Source organism: Micromonospora chokoriensis (assembly GCF_900091505.1).
Classification (GTDB): domain Bacteria; phylum Actinomycetota; class Actinomycetes; order Mycobacteriales; family Micromonosporaceae; genus Micromonospora; species Micromonospora chokoriensis.
Genome location: NZ_LT607409.1, coordinates 5,038,247 through 5,056,831, shown reverse-complemented (window position 1 = coordinate 5,056,831; position 18,585 = coordinate 5,038,247). Strand labels below are relative to the sequence as shown.

The window sequence follows — 18,585 nt, the reverse complement described above, 5'->3', positions numbered from 1 at the left end:
CGAAAGGGCACGACGTGCAACGTCATGGCTGCGTGATCCGACTCCGCCCGGACCAGCGGGAAACCTACCTGCGGCTGCACGCCGAGGTCTGGCCGAGCGTCGAGCAGACGCTGCGCGAGGCCAACTTCCGCAACTACACGATCTTCCTCCACGGCGACCTGCTCTTCGGCTACTACGAGTACGTCGGTGACGACTACGAGGCCGACCTGCGGTTCATCGCCGCCGACCCGCAGACGCAGGAGTGGTGGAAGCTGACCGACCCGTGTCAGGAGTCGATCGCCGAGCCCGGCTCGGGGGACTGGTGGGCGCCGATGCGCGAGGTCTGGCACCTGACCGACGAGGCACCCGGCCGGTCCTGACCCCGCCCGCCCCGCGCCTCGACCGTCACCCCCGCTGCGTCGATCATGGAGTTGTGGTGCCCGTTGTGGGCACTCCTGAGGGCTATGTCGCCCCCACAACTCCATGATCGACGAGGTGGGGCGGGGTGGGGCAGACTGGATACGTTCAGGGCAGCCAGCTACGGCGTGAAGTACGGCGCCGACGCTCCCTCGGTCGTGAAGGACCAGCCGCCCGCCGGTGCGCTCTGCAACCTGACGACGACGTTCGCGACGTAGGCCGAGCTGACCGGGGTGAAGTCGACCTCGTGGTACCAGGTCTTCCCGTTCGGGGCGCAGAAGTCCGACGCGTTGTCGGTGTAGGTCACCACCACCCCGTTCTGGTAGGTGACGACCATCTGGACCCGGACGCACTCGCCGGACGCGTTGTTGATGTAGACGCGCCCGAGCAGCCGAGGCTCCCAGGTGCCGTTGACGAGATCCCACTCCAGCCGGCCGTCGGCCTTGGGGTCCCCGGAAATGTTGCCCAGGTCGCCGTCGCCGAAGTCGAAGTGCCGCTCGGTGATGGAGAACCGGTCGGTCCGCTGCACCGCAGCCTGCGCCGGGCTCGCCCCGACCAGCCCGAGTGCGCACACCACCAGGGGCACCGCCAGAAGTCGGGTCGCCGTTCTGCTGATCCGCATGTCTTCCTCCTCGATCGCGCCGCGGCCATCGCGCGGCGTCCGACATCGAGTCTCGGCAGGGGCCTCAGGGCCACGTCACGATCCGCTCCGGGTGGCGAGCCGGCGCGGGCACACCATGACGCCACCGTGAGGTTCGCCCGGAGCATGGTGCTGCCCGGCCAGAGTGGACCGGCGAGAACGAGGGAGCGACATGCGCACGGTGGACATCGCACGACGGACGGCGGCGGGCCTCGTCGCCGTCGCGCTGGGTACGACAGCGGGGGCTGCCGCACCGGACCGGCCCGCCCAGGCGGGAGGGCTCGCACCGGTACGGGTCGAGGAGGCCAGCGACAGCGACGGCAGCGTGACCAAGGTCGCCACCGCGACCTGTCCGGGGGCCCGCTCGGTCTTCGCGGCGGGCGCTCGGATCGTGAACGGAAACGGCGGTGTGGTGCTGACCGCGATGGAGCCGGACGCGGAGCTGACGTCGGTGACCGTCACCGCGACAGCCCGGACGGGGCACGCGAGCGCATGGTCGGTGGTGGCATACGCCACGTGCGACTCGTCGACGAGCCCACCGGTGCGGGCGACGGCCACCGTCGGGTCGGCGTCGACGGCGGAGGTGACCTGCCCGAGCGGCACACTGTTGGTCGGCACCGGCTTCCGCCTCGACGGACCGGTGGACCAGACGTACGTCGACGAGGTCGCCTTCGGCTCCGGACTGCGGACGGTGCGCGTGCACGCCGGCGGCACCGCCGTGCCGGCGAGTCTCACGGCCGTCGGCGTCTGCAAGGAGCCCACGCAACCGACCGGGCCGCCCGGCGTCCGCGTCGAGGCCGCCAGCGGGCACGACGGCACGTGGCCGAAGACGGTCGTCACCGCCGACGCCGGCCCGAACGCCCACGTGTACGGGGTCGGCGCCCGCGTGACGGGCGCGGGCCACTTCTTCCTCAGCGCGCTTCTCCCCAGTGCGACCCTCCGCCGAGCGGGCGCCGAGGCCGTCCGGGCGAGCCAGCTACCGGGAGCGGTCGCCGCGCGGGTCGGTGCTGCCGAGGACGGCGCGGGTTCGCTCACCGTGTCCGGCATGGAGCTGGCCGTCTTCCACTGATCGGCCCGCGGTCGCGCGCCGGCGAACCGGTCGGGGAGCGTGGTCTCCCGCCGCTGGCGGCGGCCCCGCCGTCAACGCCGACGGTCGGGGGCCGGATCCCTCCGGCCGTTGGCGGCGGCCGGCGAGCCCCGGTGATCGACGTCCTGCCGCTGCTGCCGACCCGGACGACCGGGCGCGAGGATGATCTCGTCCGGCGGGTGCACTCCGATGGCGAACATCGCTTCGCGGTACCGGGCGAGGGCCCGGCGTGCCTCGCCGTGCTGGCCGCCGGCGGACAGCGTGCGCACCAACGCCCGGTGCGCCGGCTGGTCGTACGGATCTCGTTCCAGCAGCCGCAACAGATACGGCACCGCAGCCGGCGGGCCCGCCGTGGCTCGGCTGACCTGGGCCAGCATGCGCAGCAGGCCGAGGTACGCCGCCCGCGCCTCCTCGCGCAGCGGGCCGGACCAGTCGGCGTACGGCTCGTCCTCGAACGCGTCGGCGCGGTACAGCCGGTCGGCGGCCAGCAGCACCGTCCGCCCCTCCGCCGGCGCCCCCCGTTCCACCAGGCGACGCGCGTGCGCGACGTGCGCGAGGAACTCCTCGACGTCCACCCGCAACCGGCTGACGTCGAGCGCGATGCAGGCGTGATCGGCGACGAGGAAGTGGTCCGGGGCGAACGTCTTCGTCGGGTCGAACACCCCGCGGACGATCGAGAGCAGGACCGACAGCCGGTGCCCGGTGCGATCCGGGTCGTCGTCCGGCCAGAGCAGTTCGCACAGCTCACCGCGTGGCACCGGGCGGCCGCGGCGGGCGACGAGGATTCGTACCAGGTCACGAGCCTTGCGGGACTGCCACTGCGAAGCGGGCACCGGGTGGCCGTCGAGGTGCACCTCGAACCGGCCGAGGGCCCGGATCACCACCCGCTGATAGATCGGCCCGGTGCCGGGCGCCCCGCCGTCGGAACTGCTCGCCGTCCGGTCCACCAGGGCGCCGGCGAGAGCGACCTGTTCGGCAGCGAGAAGGCCGGCCAGCCGATCGTCGATGTCTGCTCCGGGCAACCGCCCGAGGACGACCAGCAGCCTGGCCGCCTCGACCGTCGCACCGGCCCGAGTCCAGATCGCGCACGCCTCGCGCAGCGCCGTACGGGCGCGCCCGAGGTCCTGCTCGGCGGCGGCCCGCAGTTCGAGCGCGTCGGCCAACCCGGCCAGGTCGCCCTGGGCGCGCGCGATCCGAGCCGCCTCGCCGGCGAACGTGGTGGCCCGGTCGGGCGCGGCCATCCGCAGCGCCACCCAGCCCTGTGCGAGCAGTGCGGGCACGACGATCTCGTCCGCGACGCCCCGGGCAGCACGGTCGGCGTGCGCCGCCGCCGCCGGCACATCGTCGTCGAGTCGTACCAGCGCCAGCCCGGCGAGCGCGGCCACCAGGACGTGCGCGTTGCCGGTCTCCTCGGTGACCCGGATCGTCTCCTCGTAGGCGGCGCGCGCCTGCTCGCGCCAGCCCCGCCGGCGGTACAGCTCACCGAGGCCGAGCAGTGCGTGGATGAAGCGGCGGGAGCCTTTCTGCTGGTAGAACGTCAGCGCCGCCTGGTACCGCTGCACCGCCTCGTCGTAGCGGCCGAGCATCGCCAACGCTTCGGCCTCGTTGCTGGTGGCGATGGCGCGCAGACTGGGCGCGCCGGCCAGCGCGGCATACCGGGCCGATCGCTCGGCCGTCGCCAGCGCCTCGGCAAAGCGGCCGGTGCGCAGGAACCGGTGCGTACGGTTGGTGTGGATCCGGGTGAGCAGCAGGACGTCACCGGTGCGTTCCGCGATCGGCAGTGCCAGGGCGAAGTGCTCCTCGCTGCCCGCGCTGTCACCGACGACACTGAGGCACAGGGCGACGCTGAGGTGGGCCGTGGCCAGGACGTCGTCCTGCCCGGCGCTGGTCGCGGCAGCGAGCGCCTGCCGTGCGTCGTCGATGGCGGTCCCGGTGTCGCCGGCCAGCAGGTGCGCGTGTGCGGTCCAGGCGAGCAGTAGCGCCCGATCGGCCGGTGGGGCGGGCCGGGCGAGCGGCCGGCCGAGGATCGCCAGGGCCGTGCGGGCGTCACCGCGCTGATAGTGGATCCGACCCATCCGCCAGGCCAGGCCGGCGTCCCAGGCCTCCTCGGCGACGACGTCGTACTCGCGGGTGGCCGCGCCCAGGTCCCCGAGGGTGCGCAACGCGTCGCCGAGCAGAAGGCGCAACCGCCGGCTGCGGTGCCGTTCCGGCACCGCCCGGACCAGCTCGATCACCGTGGCAGAGCGACCCGCCGCGATCATCCGATCGCCGTGCGCGTCGAGCACCCGGGCTCCCGCCGCGTGCTCCCCGGCGCGCAGGTACTCGCGGGCGGCGGCGACCGGCGGTCCGTGCTCGTCGTACCAGGCTGCTGCGGCGACGGCCGTGGTGCGGACCCGGTCGGCGGTCGGAGCTCGGTGCCCGTGCCGGGCGGTCTCGACGACGATCGGCACGAGGTGCTCCTCCGGCGTCGGTGCACCCGGACCGGCCGCCGCCCAGGCCGGCCGGGTCAGCAGACCGGTGCGACGCAGCCCGTCGAGGATGCGCGCGGCACCCCGGTGTCCGAGGGCGCGACACAGGCCCACACTCACCGGCGTCAGCGCACCGACCTGGCGCAGCAGCCGGCTCGCGTCCGCCGGCAGCGCGGCGAGCACCTCGTCGGCGACGTACCGCGCGATCGGCCCACCGGGCTCGCTGAGGACCGGGGCGAGCGGCCCGGTCGGGACTCCGCCCAGTCGCAGGGTCTCGGCGGACAGGTGGACGAGCGCCGGCCAGCCGCCGGTCGCCGCGTACACCCGGTCGGCGAGATCCGGAGTGGAGAGGCCGTACTCCTCGGCGATCAGGTCGCCGACCTCGTCCGGGGAGAGCGCCAGGTCGGCGGGGCCCAGCTCGGTCCAGAGACCACTGCCGAGCAGGCGGGCGGCGGGCACCGGCATCGGCCACCGCGAGGCGAGGACGACTGTGACATCGTCCGCCCACCGCCCGACCTGCTGCAACAGGAGGTGCAGATGCTCCGCCGAGGTCGGCGGCAGGTCGTCGACCACGACCACGCGGTCGCCGGCCGCGACGGCGTCGGCGACGAGGTGGGGTACGGGTCCGTCGTCCCCTCGGCACCAGCGGGCACCGGTGAGGGGAAACCAGCGGCGCAGCGCCGTGGTCTTGCCGTAACCGGCGGCGGCCACCACGCAGCAGACTCCCCGCTGACGACCTGCCCGTAACGGGTGCACCGCATTCCTCCCGGTCATGCCGCGCGAAGCCGGACGGCCAGATCGGTGTCCGTGGATTAAGGTTCACCGGCGGCCTCCGGTGAGGCAAGACCCTTGTCGGTCGCGTACCCGATCCGGGACGCGCAGGCGTGTTGCCGCTCGCGTGACGGAGTATCTGCTGGCCAGGGTGTTACAGGGTCGTGGGCGACCGGTGCCGGCTCTCCGCGCCCACGCAGGGAGGAGCTGATGAGGTGTGGTCCAGGCCTTCGTGGCGCAACCACTGTGCGCGGTGTGTGGGCGACCGGGGGCACGCGTCGAACTCGTCGCGCCCGGTGCCCGACCGGCGGACTGGCAGCGCTGGTCTGCCGCGCACCGCGACGCCTACCACGCTGCCCGAGAGCGTCACGACGACCAGCAGTGGTGGCTGCTGTTCTCCGGCATCGTGGCGGGCAACGGATTCGGCCGACCAGTGGACCCGGCAGAGGCGCAACGGCTCGCCGACGCCTTCGTCACGCCGTACCGGTACGCCGCCGTCACCTCCGCGGGCTTCTACGACGACGCCGGATTCTGCGGTCGGTGCGACGCCCCGTACTGCCGCCGGCACTGGAACGTGTCCAGCACCGGCTACGGACGCTGCCCGCAGGGCCACGGCAAGAGCCTGGATCCGCACTGGTGGCCCGACGACCTGTGACAACGGGGATCCGCGCTCCCGCCGGGCGGGACCGGCGGGAAGCGCCACCACGTCGGCTCCCCGCGAACGTCACCGCGCCAGCAGGTCACCACTGGTGCGCGACGTCGAGCACGATCCGGCTGTGCGTGCCCGGCCCGGTGAGCACGAGCACGCGGAACGGCAACCGCGCCCGAACGCCCACCGCGAAGGTGCTGTAGCCCTCGAAGCTGCCGCCGAAGACGATGTCCCGCACCGTCGGGTAGCGCAGCAGGTTCGCGATGTGCTCACCGACCGCGTAGGGCACGGTCCCCTGGCGCGCGTCGTCGTACGCCGGTGCCCGCAGCGATACCCGCAGCAGGGCGCCCCCGGCGGTGTACGGCGACAACGCCAACCCCTCGCCCTCGGTCCAGGTCTCGCCGTAACCGACGGCGTAACCGTCGACCGGCCCGGCGAACTCGAACACGACCCGGTCGTAGCAGTCGTGCCGGCCGGTGCGTACCTCGGTCAACGGGGCGTCGCTCAGCGCGCCGGCCGACCTCTCCGCGCTGCCCCAGGTGATTCCGCAGTAGGCCGCCGCGCTGCTGCTGCCCGCCGCGCTGCTGCCCGCCGCGCTGCTGCCCGCCGCGCTGCTGCCCGCCGCGCTGCTGCCCGCCGCGCTGCTGCCCGCCGCGCTGCTGCCCGCCGCGCTGCTGCCCGCCGCGCTGCTGCTGCCCACGCCGGCGACCAGTCCGGCGAGGACGACCGCCACCGCGGTCAGTGCGCTGGTGATCCTCATCGTGGTCCCTCCGTTCGATCGTCGGGGCCACGTCGCGGCGACCCTGCCGGTGGCCCTCTGTCGCCACCGTCGTCCCGTCTCGGCACGGGCGCTTCGCCGCGCGGTAACCGCTGGGTAACAGCCGTCGCCCGCGCCGGTATGACGCTTCCGCTATGACAGTCGCCGACCACGCACGGCCTAGCATCGACACATCTCAATGACCGGTGGCCGTTGGTCGCCGGACGACCGCAGGGGAGTGCCTGATGTTCCGACGACAACTGCGACGCGTGGCGCTGGCCGTGCTCGCGGCGACTCTGGCGGCGGCCGGGGTGCAGCTCAGCACCGGCGCGCCGGCCGCCGCCGTCCGCACCGTCTACTACGACGCGAGCCGGACCGGCGAGTTCCGCACCAACTTCGACCAGGCCGCGCAGATCTGGAACAGTCGGGTCAGCAACGTCCGGCTGCTGGCCGGCACCCCGGCCAGCATCACCGTCTACGTCGACGACGGCTGGCCTCGGGCGCAACCGACCGGCCTCGGCGCGGGGCGGATCTGGATGGGACGCACAGCCGTCAACCAGGGCTACGACCGCAACCGCATCGCCGCCCACGAACTCGGTCACATCCTGGGCCTTCCGGACCGGCGTACCGGCCTCTGCTCCGACCTGATGTCCGGCAGCAGCGCCCCGGTCTCCTGCCGTAACGCGAACCCCAGCTCGACCGAGGCGAGCCGGGTGAACTCGCTGTTCGCCGGCAGCCTGGCCGCGCCGGCCAGCACCACGTACACCTGGGACGGCACCTCCTCCGACGTCGCGCCCCTGGTGGTCGGCGGCCGCCCGGCCTCGGAGAACTACCCCTTCATGGTGTACGTCTCCGGCTGCACCGGCACCCTGATCAAGGGCAACTGGGCGGTCACCGCCAAGCACTGCTCGACGCCGTCCTCGGTGCGGGTGGGCAGCATCAACCGCACCAGCGGCGGCACGGTGGTGCGGGTGACCCGCGCGGTCAACCACCCGAGCGTCGACGTGAAGCTGCTGCAACTGGCCAGCTCCGTCGCGTACGCCCCGGCCCCGATCCCGAGCACGTCCGGCGCGGTCGGCACGGCCACCCGGATCATCGGTTGGGGACAGACCTGCGCACCCCGGGGCTGCGGCTCCGCCCCGACGGTCGCCAACGAGCTGGACACGTCCATCGTGGCCGACAGCCGGTGCTCCGGCATCAACGGCCCGTACGAGATCTGCACCAACAATACCAACGGCAACTCCGGCGCCTGCTACGGCGACTCCGGCGGTCCGCAGGTACGCCGCGTCAACGGGGTGTGGAACCTGATCGGCGCGACCAGCCGGGCCGGCAACAACAACTCCACCTGCGCCACCGGCCCGTCCATCTACGTCGACCTGCCCTCGATCCGATCGTGGATCTCGACCCAGGTCGGCGGCCTGCCGGTCTGACCACGGGAGACGCAGCAGGCGGGGACGCACCACGTCCCCGCCTGCGGCGTGGCAGGGTCACCCACCCGATCCCACACTGCGGTACGGTGCCTGGCACATCGACACACCGGAGGTGGCCGTCGTGCCTGCCGTCGTCGCCCTCGTGCTGACCCTCGCCCTCGCGCCCACACCGTCGCCGTCGGCCACCCCGGGTCCGGTCGGCGAACTCCTCGGCGGTGTCGGCCGGATCGTCGACGACCTGTTGGAGGGCGACCGCCCGCCGAGTGTCACCCCGGCCCCGCCGTCAACACCCGGCCCACCAGCCGCCACCGCCCGGCCCAGCTCCGCGGCACCCGCCACCACCCCGTCCGTCGTGTCGTCGGCCGGTGCCCGACCTCCGGCGGCACCCGTCGTCGCACCCGCCCGTCCCGGTGGTGGCGGGAGCACGGGCAGCCGCGAGGCCGAGGTGCCCGTGCGCGACGTGGACACCCCCGCTCCGGTCGCCGCGCCGCCGGCCGACTCCGCCCGCGACAGGTGGCCGCCCGTGTCCTACCTGCTCCTTCTGGGCGTCCTGGTGGTGCTGGCCCTGCTGTTCCTGCGTCGCCGAGCCCCGGGCCCCTCCGCGGCACCGGTGCCGGCCCCCGCTCCCACTCCTGATCCCGAACCCGCGCCGGACAATGTCAGCCGCCTGCCGACCAGCCTCAACGCCGTCTACGAGTTGGGCAGGCTGGACGAGCGCCTGGCTCAGGAACGTGGCCGCCGCACCTGAGGCGCCGCCCCGGTCGATCAGGATCAGTGCGCGGAGTACGCGCCCTCGCGACGCGGGATCCTGTCGTCGTACGCCCCGACCGGCCCGCTGTAGCGGACCTTGCCCTGCGGGTACGGCCAGGCGTTCGCGGTGCAGCCGTGCAGACCCAGCGTCTGCTGCTGCATCACCGGCGCTCCTCGGCCCCGCCCGGGGCACCGCTCGTGACCGAAGCCGAGTTTGTGCCCCACCTCGTGGTTGACCATGTACTCCCGGTAGGTGGCAAGACTCGCCCCGTACCCGGGCACCCCCTTGACCCAACGCGCCACGTTGAGCACCACCCGACCACCGTTGCGGCACGAGGTGTAGCCGTCCGGCTGGTCCTGGCAGAGGGTGTCACGGGTGCCGGGAGTGGCCAGGTAGACGGTGAAGTCGGTCGGATCGTCCGCACCCACCCGGCGCAGTCGCCACGCCCCGCCCGCCGTCCACCCACGTGGGTCGTTCAGGGTGTCGGTGACCGCTGTGGCGATGTCCTCCACCGGAAGGCCCCGGATGTCGCGTTCCACGGCGACGCGGTACCGCATCAACGTGCCCCGGCCGTTCCGCGCCGGCGCGCTCTCGGCGGACGCCGTCACCCACCGGTTCCCGCCGGACGCGGGATAGCTGATCGGGACGACGGGCACCGAACTGGGCACCACGTCGACGACCCCGGTCGGTCCACCGGTGGCGACCGGCGCGAGGGGCCCGTCGGGCGACGGCCCGGCGAAGACGGGCTCGTTCGCAGGCCGCCCGTCGGCTGGCAGTCCGCATCCGGTGAGCAGCGCCACCGCCAGTAGCAGCGTCGCCGAGGCGGAACGCCATCGGTCGGTAACCTTCGTCGACATGTCTCTCCCCTCGCGCAGCCTTCGGCGGCGACGCGGAGGAGAAGACGGGTGACCCTGGCGAAAAGTTGATGTGACCCACCGCTCAACCTTCCGCCGACCTGACCCGTCCATAGCGGTGTGGCACGGGGGAGGTTCACGGTGGCGCGGGGCGACGCGGAGTTCGTCGAGTTCGCGCGGGCGGCGTCCGCGCGGCTCGTGCACGCCGCGTTCCTGATGACCGGCGATCACCACCTGGCCGAGGACGCCGCGCAGACCGCCCTTGCCCGCACGTACGCGTCCTGGTCGCGGGTCCACGACGACGACGCCTACGGGTACGCCCGCCGCACCCTGGTCAACCACCTGGTGGACGGGTGGCGGCGGCCGATGCGCGAGTACGCGACCGACGACGTGCCCGAGCAACGGCGCGGGGACGTGGCCGACGAGGTCACCACCCGGCGCTGGCTGATCGGCATCCTCCGTGCGCTCAGCCCTCGGGAGCGGGCCATCGTCGTGCTGCGCTACTACTTCGACCTACCGGAGGCGCAGGTGGCCCGCGAACTCGCCGTATCCGTGGGCACGGTCAAGAGCACCAGCTCGCGGGCCCTGCAGAAACTACGCGCCGCGGCACCGCGGCACGCCGACGAGGAGGCGCGCCGATGACCGAGCTGGAGCGGCTGCGCGACGCCATGCGGGCGACCGAGCGCCCCGACACCGTCCTCGACCTGGCCGCCGTGATGCGCGACGGACGACGGTTGCGTACCCGTCGGCGGGTTGCCGGAGCCGGGGCGGCGACACTCGCGGCCGGGCTGGCGGCCGTCGTCGTGGTGGCGGTGGACTATCGAACGTCGGAAACGCCGACGGCCGATCGTCGCCCGCCGGTCGTCGTCGCCCCGTCACCGGCAGGTGTCTCGCCGACGCCGGCGAGGTCGTTGGAGCCCACCCCGCCGCCGACGGCCGGCGACGTGCCGTCCCCGAAACCGCTGGGCCAGGTGATCGACAGCAAGGTGCGGTACGGCGCGGAGCAGCGGGTGTACTACGTCGTTCGGGTGTCCGTGCCCGGCGAACCGAAGGTGACCATCGGGCTGGCCGCCGGCCGCCGCCTCCCGGACGGCATGCTGACCACGGACATCCTGGTCAACGACGTGGAGGGGGCCGACCGCAGCCCCGGATTCCACCAGATCGGCTATGACGAGCGTTCGTCGACCACGCCGGTGCCCACCTTCGGTTACTTCGTCGGCCCCGCCCACCGCGTCACCGGCACCGTGGACGGGCGGCAGGTCGATGCCCGCCTGGCCCGGTGGAGTGTCGACAAGCAGGTGGTGATCTTCTGGTTCGATCCGACACTGCTGAGCCCGGGGGAGCGGCTCGACGGCATCGTCGCCCGGGACGCCGCCGGTGGTCAGCTCTGACGCCGACGGCGGGTGAACCCGGGCCGGCCACTCAGGCCGGGTCGTCCAACCGGCGTTCGATCGTCACCGTCGTCCCCTCCGCGGTGGAGACCAGCCGTACGTCGCCGTAGGCGTTCATCAGCAGCGCGCCGCGGCCCCGGTCCATGGCCGGTCGGCGGTCCCGCCAGGTGCCGAAGTCCCGCACCGAGATCCGGACCAGACCGTCACTCACCTGGACCCGTACCCGTACCTCGGGGCGGCTGGGCCGCTGTGCGTGCTCGACGGCGTTGTTCACCGCCTCGGACGCGGCCAGCAGCAGGTCCTCCAGCACGTCCGGGTCGACGGCGAGGTCGCGTAGCGTCCGTCGGACATCTCCGCGCATCAGCGCCGCGGAGGTGGGCGCGGAGGGGTACGTCCAGTCGGTGTCCAGGGCGTCGCCGGTGCCGTCCCGGTCGGCCACGGCATCGTGCGTGGACGCGCCGCGGTCCGGCCTGCCGGTGGCGACGCCGACCGCCGTCCTCCCGTCCTCGGCCGTCGGCTCCGTGACCGCCGTGACCGCGCCGGTGCGTGCCGGTGGGGCGTCGCCCGTCCCCGTGTCGGCCGGGTCGTGGCGGTCGCGGGCCCGCCGGATCGCAGCCCGGATCCGGGCGATCAGTTCGGTCGCGGCGAACGGCTTCACCAGGTAGTCGTCGGCGCCCAGGCCGAGGCCCTCCACGCTGGCCGCACCGCCGGCGCGGGCGGACAGCACCAGCACCGGCAGCGCCCGGGTCGCCGGGTCCGCGCGGAGCCGGCGCAGCAGGTCGAAACCGTCCAGCACCGGCATCATCACGTCGGTGAGGACCAGGTCGGGCCGTTCGCGGTGGACCTCGTCGAGGGCCTGCCGGCCGTCGGTGACGGCCCGCACCCGCCAGCCCTGCCCGGTCAGCAACCGACTGAGGTACGCGCGCATGTCGGCGTTGTCGTCGGCGACCAGGATGCGCGCGCCGGCCAGCTCGTCCGCGGCCGGCCCGGAGGTGTGCTCCGGTTCGGTCGGGTTGTCGCTCGCCTCGGCGAGCCAGCCGGCCGCCTCATCCACGGCGGCGCGGGCCGCGTCACCCCGCCGCTGCACCGGCGGGTCGGCCACCGCGCTACGGCGGGTCGCCGACCAGGGCAGCACCACGGTGAAGGTGCTGCCGGCACCCACCCGGCTGGTCACCCGCACCTCGCCGCCCTCCAGCCGGGCCAACTCGTTCACCAGGGCCAGGCCGATGCCGGTGCCCTCGTGGCTGCGTGAGCGGGCACCCCGCACCCGGTGGAAGCGTTCGAAGAGTTTCGGCAGGTCCTGCTCGCCGATGCCGATGCCGGTGTCCGCGACGGTGAGGCGTACCTCCTCGTCGTCGGCGTCCAGGGTGACCCGGATCCGGCCGATGAACGTGTACTTCAAAGCGTTGGACAGCAGGTTGGTGACGATGCGTTCCCAGTTGACGGGGTCGATCGTGACCGGTCGGGGCAGCGGAGGGCAGGCCACCTCCAGAGCCAGTCCGGCCCGTTCGACGGCGGCCCGGAACACGCCGGCGAGCTCCGCGGTGAGCGCGGACAGGTCGACGGTCCGGGCATCGCTGCGGGCGCGACCGGCTTCCAGGCTGGAGAAGGTGAGCAGGCTGTTGACGAGCGTCAGCAGTCGGGTGGCGTTGCGCCACGCGGTCTCCACCCGCTCCCGTTGCACGGCCGCCAGGGGAGCGGTGGCGTCGGTGAGGGCGTCGGTCAGCGGGCCGAGCATGAGCGTCAACGGGGTACGGAACTCGTGGCTGACGTTGGCGAAGAAGTCCGTCTTCACCCGGTCCAGTTCGGCCAGCGCCTCGATCCGGCACCGCTCCTCCTCGTACTCCTGGGCGTTGCGCAACGCCAGGGACGCCTGTTGCGCCAGGAGTTGGTGGAAGGACCGGTACGCCTCGTCGAGCCGTCGGCTCGGGCTGACCCCGACCAGCAGGACACCGAGCGGTTGGTCCTCGTCGCCGGAGGGCAGTGGCAGCGCCAGCGCGGTGTGGACCGGGTCGTCCCAGGCGCCGGCGGGCAGTGCCATCCGGTCGGCGACGTCGCAGACCTGGGCCGGGCGACCCTCGGCGGCGTCCGGCAGCCCCCAGGCGTGGGCGATCGGGCCCGCGTCGGCCAGGTCGACGGTGCCCGGCAGCGCGCCCTGGACGCCGCCGGTGCGGGCGACCCGCCGCAGGGACGCGCCGTCGCGCAGGTAGACGGCAGCGAACGGGACGTCCAGCGGGTGACCGCCGATGGTCGCGATCAGCCGGGCGCCGGTCGCGTCCACGTCGACGGTGCGACCGTCGCCGAGGACGGACAGGTCGCGCAGCAGCCGCAGCCGCCGTTCCCCGACCACCTGCTCGGTGACCTCGCTGCACACGGTGAACACGCCGACGGTACGGCCGTCGTCGTCCCGGGCCGGGGCGTGCGAGACGCTGAAGTACGCCTCTTCGCGGTAGCCGGCCCGCTCCAGCAGCAGCCGCAGGGCCGGAACCCAGCTGGCCACCCCCGTCGTCATGGCCTGCTGGATCAGCGGGGCGAGCACGTCCCAGCCCTCGGCCAGGGTCACCCGCACGTCGTCGCCGAGCGCGGCGGGGTGCTTGTCGCCGATCAGCGTGGCGTACGCGTCGTTGTAGAGCTGGGAGAACTCCTCGCCCCAGAGCAGCAGCATGGGGTAACGGGAGGAGAGGACCAGCCGGACCGCGGCCCGCAGGCTCTGCGGCCACCCGTCGACCGGGCCGAGCGGCGTACGGGCCCAGTCCAGTGCGGCCATCAGCCGACCGGTGTCGCCACCGCCGCTGAACAGGTCGATGCTGGGTCGTGTCACGCTCGACCCGGCCCCATCGCAAGCCCCCGTTCCGGGCCCGACGACCCCTGCTGGCGTTACCTACCCATCCTGGCACCTCTACTCACCTGTGCCGACGCCGGTACCCATCGTCGAACCGTCGGTGGTTCGGGACGAACGTCCGATGCTCATTGCATCGATACCTGTAAGTGTCTCGGGTATCCCTGCAACCCCCGAGGAGCCCTCATGAGAGGCAGAACGCTGAGCGCCGGAGTCGCGCTCGTCGTGTTCGCCGGGACGACGGTGGCGCTGACCGCACAGCCGGTGGTCGCGTCGCCCATCACCGCGACGACGATGGCCCGGCCGATCGCCGCCACCGTCGCCGCGCTGGCCGCACCAGACATTTCGGTCACCAATGTCCAGGCCCACCTCACCCAGTTCAACAGCATCGCCACCAGCAACGGCGGTAACCGGCGGGCCGGATCGGCCGGATACACGGCCTCGCTCGCCTACGTCAAGAGCAGGCTCCAGGCCGCCGGCTACACCGTCAGCGAGCAGTACTGCTCCAGCTGCCGGTACCCGTCCAACAACCTCATCGCGGAGTGGCGGGGTGGCGCGGCCGACCAGGTGGTCATGTTCGGCGCTCACCTGGACGGCGTCTCGGCCGGCCCCGGCATCAACGACAACGCCACCGGCTCGGCGACCCTGCTGGAGAACGCGCTGGTCCTGGCCGCGCAGAACCCGACCATGACGAAGAAGGTCAGATTCGCCTGGTGGACCGACGAGGAGCAGGGCCTCAACGGCTCCCGCTTCTACGTCAACTCGCTCACCTCCACGCAGCGCGGCTACATCAAGGGCTACTACAACTTCGACATGGTCGGCTCGGTCAACGGCGGCTACTTCATCAACCGGGTCACCTCGACCACGGCGGCGCCGCTGAAGGCGTACTGGGACTCGTTGGGTCTGCAACCCGAGGAGAACGTCGAGGGTCAGGGCCGCTCCGACGACTACTACTTCCAGCAGGCCGGCATCCCCACCTCCGGCTACGCCGCCGGCGCCAGCGCCCGCAAGACCAGCGCCCAGGCGGCCAAGTGGGGCGGCACCGCGAACGCCGCGTACGACCCCTGCTACCACCGGTCCTGCGACACCACCGCCAACGTCAGCGCCACCGTGCTGAACCGGGCGGCCGACGGCGTCGCGTACGCGGTGTGGCAGCTCGCCGTGAGCGGCGGCACCCCGAGCTGCACCGGCGGTCAGGTGATCGGCAACGGCGGCTTCGAGAGCGGCAGCACCCCGTGGGCCGCGTCCTCCGGCGTGATCACCAGTTCCAGCGGCCAGCCGGCCCGGAGCGGGTCGTACAAGGCGTGGTTGGGCGGCAACGGCGGCACCAGCACGGAGAGCCTGTCGCAGTCGGTGACGCTGCCGGCCAGCTGTGCCAGCTACACGCTGTCGTTCTGGCTGCACATCGACACCGCCGAGACGACGTCTTCCACGGCGTACGACCGGCTCACCGTGCAGCTGGGCTCCACCACGCTGGCGACGTACTCGAATCTGAACGCGGCCACCGGTTACACCCAGCGCAGCGTCAACGTGGCCGGGTTCGCCGGTCAGACGGTGACCCTGACGTTCACCGGCACCGAGGACTCGTCGTTGCAGACCAGCTTCGTGCTCGACGACGTGGCGTTGCAGGCGAGCTGACCGCGTACCCGTGCGGGTGGGCCGCCGCCGGTGCTCGCCGGCGGCGGCCCTTCGTGTCCTCAGGTCAGGGGAGCTGGGGGTAGAGCGCCGCCACACCGCCGGGGAACCCGGCCTGCACCCGCCGGCTGACGTCGTCGGCGACGATCTCGTACGCGTCGGCCTCGATGCCGTCGACGGTGAGCCGGGCGACCACCGCCGGGTCGGACTTCGGGCTGGTGATGTGGGCGGCCATGTCGGTGTCCAGGTAGCCGACGTGCAGGCCGGCGACCCGGATGTTGCGCTCGGCGAGCTGGAGGCGCAGCGCGTTGGTCATCGCCCACTCGGCGGACTTCGCGGCGCCGTAGGCGGCGTGCATCGGGAAGTTCACCCAGGACAGCACGGAGAGCACGTTGAGGATCGTTCCGCCGCCGTTGCCGGCGATGGCCGGCGCGAACGCCCGGACCGTGGACAGGGTGCCGAGGTAGTGGGTCTCCAGCTCCAGCCGGATGAGGTCCAGGTCGCCGTCGAGGAGGTCGGTGCGGGTGTCGATACCCGCGTTGTTGATCAGCAGGTTCACGTCGCCGGCACGCTCGGCGGCGGCGGCCACCGAGGCGGGGTCGGTGATGTCCAGGCGCACCGGCGTCACGCCGGGGAGGTCCACGGTGTCCGGGTTGCGCGCGCCGGCGTAGACGGTGGCGCCGCGGGCGACGAGTTCGGCGGCCAGGTGGCGGCCGAGGCCGCGGTTGGCGCCGGTGACGAGGGCGGTGCTTCCGGAGATCTTCATGGCGGTAACGCTATCCCGCCTGACTTCTGTTAACCAAAGTCAGCCATGTCACACCGACGACCCCCTTAATCGGGAATGCGACCCGGACGCGGCGGTACCCCGGCCCGTGACGACTCGTATCCTTTGCGCGAAACCCCGCACGAGCCGAGATGGGAGACGGTGTGAGCAACCAGGCCGAAACGTTGGAGTTCCAGGCCGAGGCGCGTCAGCTCCTCCAGTTGGTGGTCCACTCGATCTATTCGAACAAGGACGTCTTCCTGCGGGAGCTCATCTCGAACGCCTCCGACGCGTTGGACAAGCTGCGGCTGGCCACTCTCGTCGACAAGGACCTCGTCGCCGACACCGACGACCTGCACGTGACGCTCGAGGTCGACAGGGACGCCCGCACTCTCAGCGTGCGGGACAACGGCATCGGGATGACCCGCGACGAGGTCGTCCAGTTGATCGGCACCATCGCCAAGTCGGGCACCGCCGAGCTGCTGCGCCAACTGCGGGAATCCGCCGACGCGCGCGCCTCGCAGGACCTGATCGGCCAGTTCGGCGTCGGCTTCTACGCCGCGTTCATGGTCGCCGACCGGGTCACCCTGGTCACCCGCAAGGCCGGCGAGACCGGCGGCACCCGCTGGGAGTCCACCGGCGAGGGCACCTACTCGATCGAGGCGGTGGACGAGGCCCCGCAGGGCACCACGGTGACCCTGCACCTCAAGCCGGCCGACACCGAGGACAACCTGCACGACTACACCGCCGAGTGGACCGTCCGCGACATCGTCAAGCGATACTCCGACTTCATCGCCTGGCCGATCCGGATGACCGTCGAACGCCCCGGCGCCGACGGCGAGGCCCCCACCAGTGAGGTGCAGACCCTCAACTCGATGAAGGCGCTCTGGGCGCGCCCCCGCGACGAGGTCGATGCCGCCGAGTACAACGAGTTCTACAAGCACGTCAGCCACGACTGGGCCGACCCGCTCGAAGTCGTGCACATGAAGGGCGAGGGCACCTTCGAGTACGAGGCGCTGCTCTTCCTGCCCAGCCACGCCCCACTGGACCTGTTCTCCCCGCAGGGCCGCCGCGGCGTCCAGCTCTACGTCAAGCGTGTCTTCATCATGGACGACTGCGAGGCGCTCGTCCCGACGTACCTGCGCTTCGTCAAGGGCGTGGTCGACGCGCACGACCTGTCGCTGAACATCTCCCGGGAGATCCTCCAGCAGGACCGGCAGATCCAGATCGTCCGTCGCCGCCTGGTCAAGAAGATCCTCGCCACGGTCAAGGACCTGAAGGCCAACCACGCCGAGCGCTACCGCACCTTCTGGACCGAGTTCGGCGCGGTGGTCAAGGAGGGACTGATCGACGATACCGACAACCGCGACACCCTGCTGGACATCCTCTCCGTGGCCTCCACCCACGACGCGACCGAGCCCACCGACCTGGCCGGTTACGTCTCGCGGATGAAGGACGGCCAGAACGACATCTGGTACGCCACCGGTGAGTCCCGGGCCGCCATCGAGAACTCGCCGCACCTGGAGGCCTTCCGGGCCAAGGGTCACGAGGTGCTGCTGCTCACCGACCAGGTCGACGAGGTGTGGGTCGAGCGGGTCGGCGCGTACGACGGCAAGACGTTGCGCTCGATCGCCAAGGGCGAGATCGACCTGGACACCGACGAGGAGAAGCAGCAGGCTGAGGCCGAACGCGAGCAGCAGCGGCAGGAGTTCGCCGGTCTGCTCGACTGGCTCGGCACCACGTTGACCGACAGCGTCCGGGAGGTCCGGCTGTCGTCGCGACTGACCACCTCACCGGCCTGCGTCGTCGGCGACGCCCACGACCTCACGCCGACCCTGGAGAAGATGTACCGGGCCATGGGGCACGAGGTGCCCCCGACCAAGCGGATCCTGGAGATCAACCCCGGGCACCCGCTGGTCTCCGGGCTGCGCAAGGCCCACGAGCAGGGCAGCGACCAGGCGGCCCTGACCGAGACCGCGGAGCTGCTCTACGGCCTGGCGGTGCTCGCCGAGGGCGGTGAGCTGACCGACCCCGCCCGCTTCACCCGCACGCTCGCCGACCGGCTGGCGCGCACCCTGTAGACGGTCGACCCTCCGGCTGGCGGGCCACCCGACCAGGGGCCCCGCCGGCCGGTTCGGCGTACGACGTCGAGCA

At 72.5% G+C, this 18,585-nt stretch carries 15 protein-coding genes and 1 pseudogene; 10 read left to right on the top strand and 6 right to left on the bottom strand.

Annotated features, from left to right (window positions below; all coding sequences use genetic code 11):
- Positions 1–32 precede the first annotated feature (32 nt).
- Complete coding sequence (locus GA0070612_RS23480) at positions 33–359, top strand: L-rhamnose mutarotase (protein WP_231924307.1); 327 nt, start codon at positions 33–35, stop codon at positions 357–359.
- A 158-nt stretch (positions 360–517) separates the two neighbouring features.
- On the opposite strand, the gene GA0070612_RS23475 is transcribed toward GA0070612_RS23480, so the two are convergent.
- Positions 518–1,018 carry a hypothetical protein gene (locus GA0070612_RS23475; protein ID WP_088989880.1) on the bottom strand — a complete coding sequence of 167 codons (501 nt, stop codon included), beginning with the start codon at positions 1,016–1,018 and terminating at the stop codon, positions 518–520.
- Between the two features lie 190 nt (positions 1,019–1,208).
- Here GA0070612_RS23475 and GA0070612_RS23470 point away from each other — a divergent pair, with 190 nt between their 5' ends.
- Positions 1,209–2,105 carry a hypothetical protein gene (locus tag GA0070612_RS23470; protein ID WP_088989879.1) on the top strand — a complete coding sequence of 299 codons (897 nt, stop codon included), beginning with the start codon at positions 1,209–1,211 and terminating at the stop codon, positions 2,103–2,105.
- Positions 2,106–2,176: 71 nt separating this feature from the next.
- Here the strand turns inward: GA0070612_RS23470 and GA0070612_RS23465 are convergent, their stop codons facing one another.
- Positions 2,177–5,305 carry a BTAD domain-containing putative transcriptional regulator gene (locus tag GA0070612_RS23465; protein WP_157742576.1) on the bottom strand — a complete coding sequence of 1,043 codons (3,129 nt, stop codon included), beginning with the start codon at positions 5,303–5,305 and terminating at the stop codon, positions 2,177–2,179.
- Positions 5,306–5,579: 274 nt separating this feature from the next.
- Between GA0070612_RS23465 and GA0070612_RS23460 the strand changes: the two genes are divergently transcribed.
- The gene (locus GA0070612_RS23460) at positions 5,580–6,017 is read left to right on the top strand and encodes a hypothetical protein (RefSeq protein ID WP_088989877.1); all 438 of its coding nucleotides are present in this window, start codon (positions 5,580–5,582) and stop codon (positions 6,015–6,017) included.
- Positions 6,018–6,102: 85 nt separating this feature from the next.
- On the opposite strand, the gene GA0070612_RS23455 is transcribed toward GA0070612_RS23460, so the two are convergent.
- Positions 6,103–6,771 carry an AMIN-like domain-containing (lipo)protein gene (locus GA0070612_RS23455; RefSeq protein WP_231924306.1) on the bottom strand — a complete coding sequence of 223 codons (669 nt, stop codon included), beginning with the start codon at positions 6,769–6,771 and terminating at the stop codon, positions 6,103–6,105.
- A gap of 308 nt (positions 6,772–7,079) precedes the next feature.
- Between GA0070612_RS23455 and GA0070612_RS32640 the strand changes: the two are divergent.
- The 3 genes and pseudogenes from GA0070612_RS32640 to GA0070612_RS23445 all read left to right on the top strand — a co-directional run.
- A pseudogene (locus GA0070612_RS32640) lies at positions 7,080–7,439 on the top strand (snapalysin family zinc-dependent metalloprotease); the annotation flags it as partial.
- 66 nt (positions 7,440–7,505) lie between these two features.
- The gene (locus GA0070612_RS32635; protein WP_231924692.1) at positions 7,506–8,198 is read left to right on the top strand and encodes a S1 family peptidase; all 693 of its coding nucleotides are present in this window, start codon (positions 7,506–7,508) and stop codon (positions 8,196–8,198) included.
- A gap of 121 nt (positions 8,199–8,319) precedes the next feature.
- Complete coding sequence (locus tag GA0070612_RS23445) at positions 8,320–8,946, top strand: hypothetical protein (RefSeq protein WP_157742575.1); 627 nt, start codon at positions 8,320–8,322, stop codon at positions 8,944–8,946.
- 23 nt (positions 8,947–8,969) lie between these two features.
- On the opposite strand, the gene GA0070612_RS23440 is transcribed toward GA0070612_RS23445, so the two are convergent.
- The gene (locus tag GA0070612_RS23440; protein WP_088989874.1) at positions 8,970–9,806 is read right to left on the bottom strand and encodes a DUF3152 domain-containing protein; all 837 of its coding nucleotides are present in this window, start codon (positions 9,804–9,806) and stop codon (positions 8,970–8,972) included.
- 138 nt (positions 9,807–9,944) lie between these two features.
- On the opposite strand from GA0070612_RS23440, the gene GA0070612_RS23435 reads away from it, so the two are divergent.
- Both GA0070612_RS23435 and GA0070612_RS23430 read left to right on the top strand, forming a co-directional pair.
- Complete coding sequence (locus GA0070612_RS23435; protein WP_088989873.1) at positions 9,945–10,445, top strand: SigE family RNA polymerase sigma factor; 501 nt, start codon at positions 9,945–9,947, stop codon at positions 10,443–10,445.
- Positions 10,442–11,194: a hypothetical protein gene (locus tag GA0070612_RS23430; protein ID WP_088989872.1), complete on the top strand. Its 753-nt coding sequence runs from the start codon at positions 10,442–10,444 to the stop codon at positions 11,192–11,194. The genes GA0070612_RS23435 and GA0070612_RS23430 overlap by 4 nt, the downstream gene beginning before the upstream one ends.
- Positions 11,195–11,225: 31 nt before the next feature.
- On the opposite strand, the gene GA0070612_RS23425 is transcribed toward GA0070612_RS23430, so the two are convergent.
- Entirely contained in the window at positions 11,226–14,015 is a 2,790-nt protein-coding gene (locus GA0070612_RS23425; protein WP_088989871.1) for an ATP-binding protein, read from the bottom strand.
- 204 nt (positions 14,016–14,219) lie between these two features.
- On the opposite strand from GA0070612_RS23425, the gene GA0070612_RS23420 reads away from it, so the two are divergent.
- On the top strand, positions 14,220–15,671 hold the full coding sequence (locus tag GA0070612_RS23420) for a M28 family peptidase (RefSeq protein ID WP_088989870.1): 1,452 nt from the start codon (positions 14,220–14,222) through the stop codon (positions 15,669–15,671).
- A 64-nt stretch (positions 15,672–15,735) separates the two neighbouring features.
- Here the strand turns inward: GA0070612_RS23420 and GA0070612_RS23415 are convergent, their stop codons facing one another.
- The gene (locus GA0070612_RS23415) at positions 15,736–16,434 is read right to left on the bottom strand and encodes an SDR family oxidoreductase (protein WP_088989869.1); all 699 of its coding nucleotides are present in this window, start codon (positions 16,432–16,434) and stop codon (positions 15,736–15,738) included.
- A 149-nt stretch (positions 16,435–16,583) separates the two neighbouring features.
- Here GA0070612_RS23415 and htpG point away from each other — a divergent pair, with 149 nt between their 5' ends.
- A complete protein-coding gene (htpG, locus tag GA0070612_RS23410; protein ID WP_088989868.1) occupies positions 16,584–18,512 on the top strand; it encodes a molecular chaperone HtpG in 1,929 nt (642 codons plus the stop codon).
- The last annotated feature ends 73 nt before the right edge of the window (positions 18,513–18,585 follow it).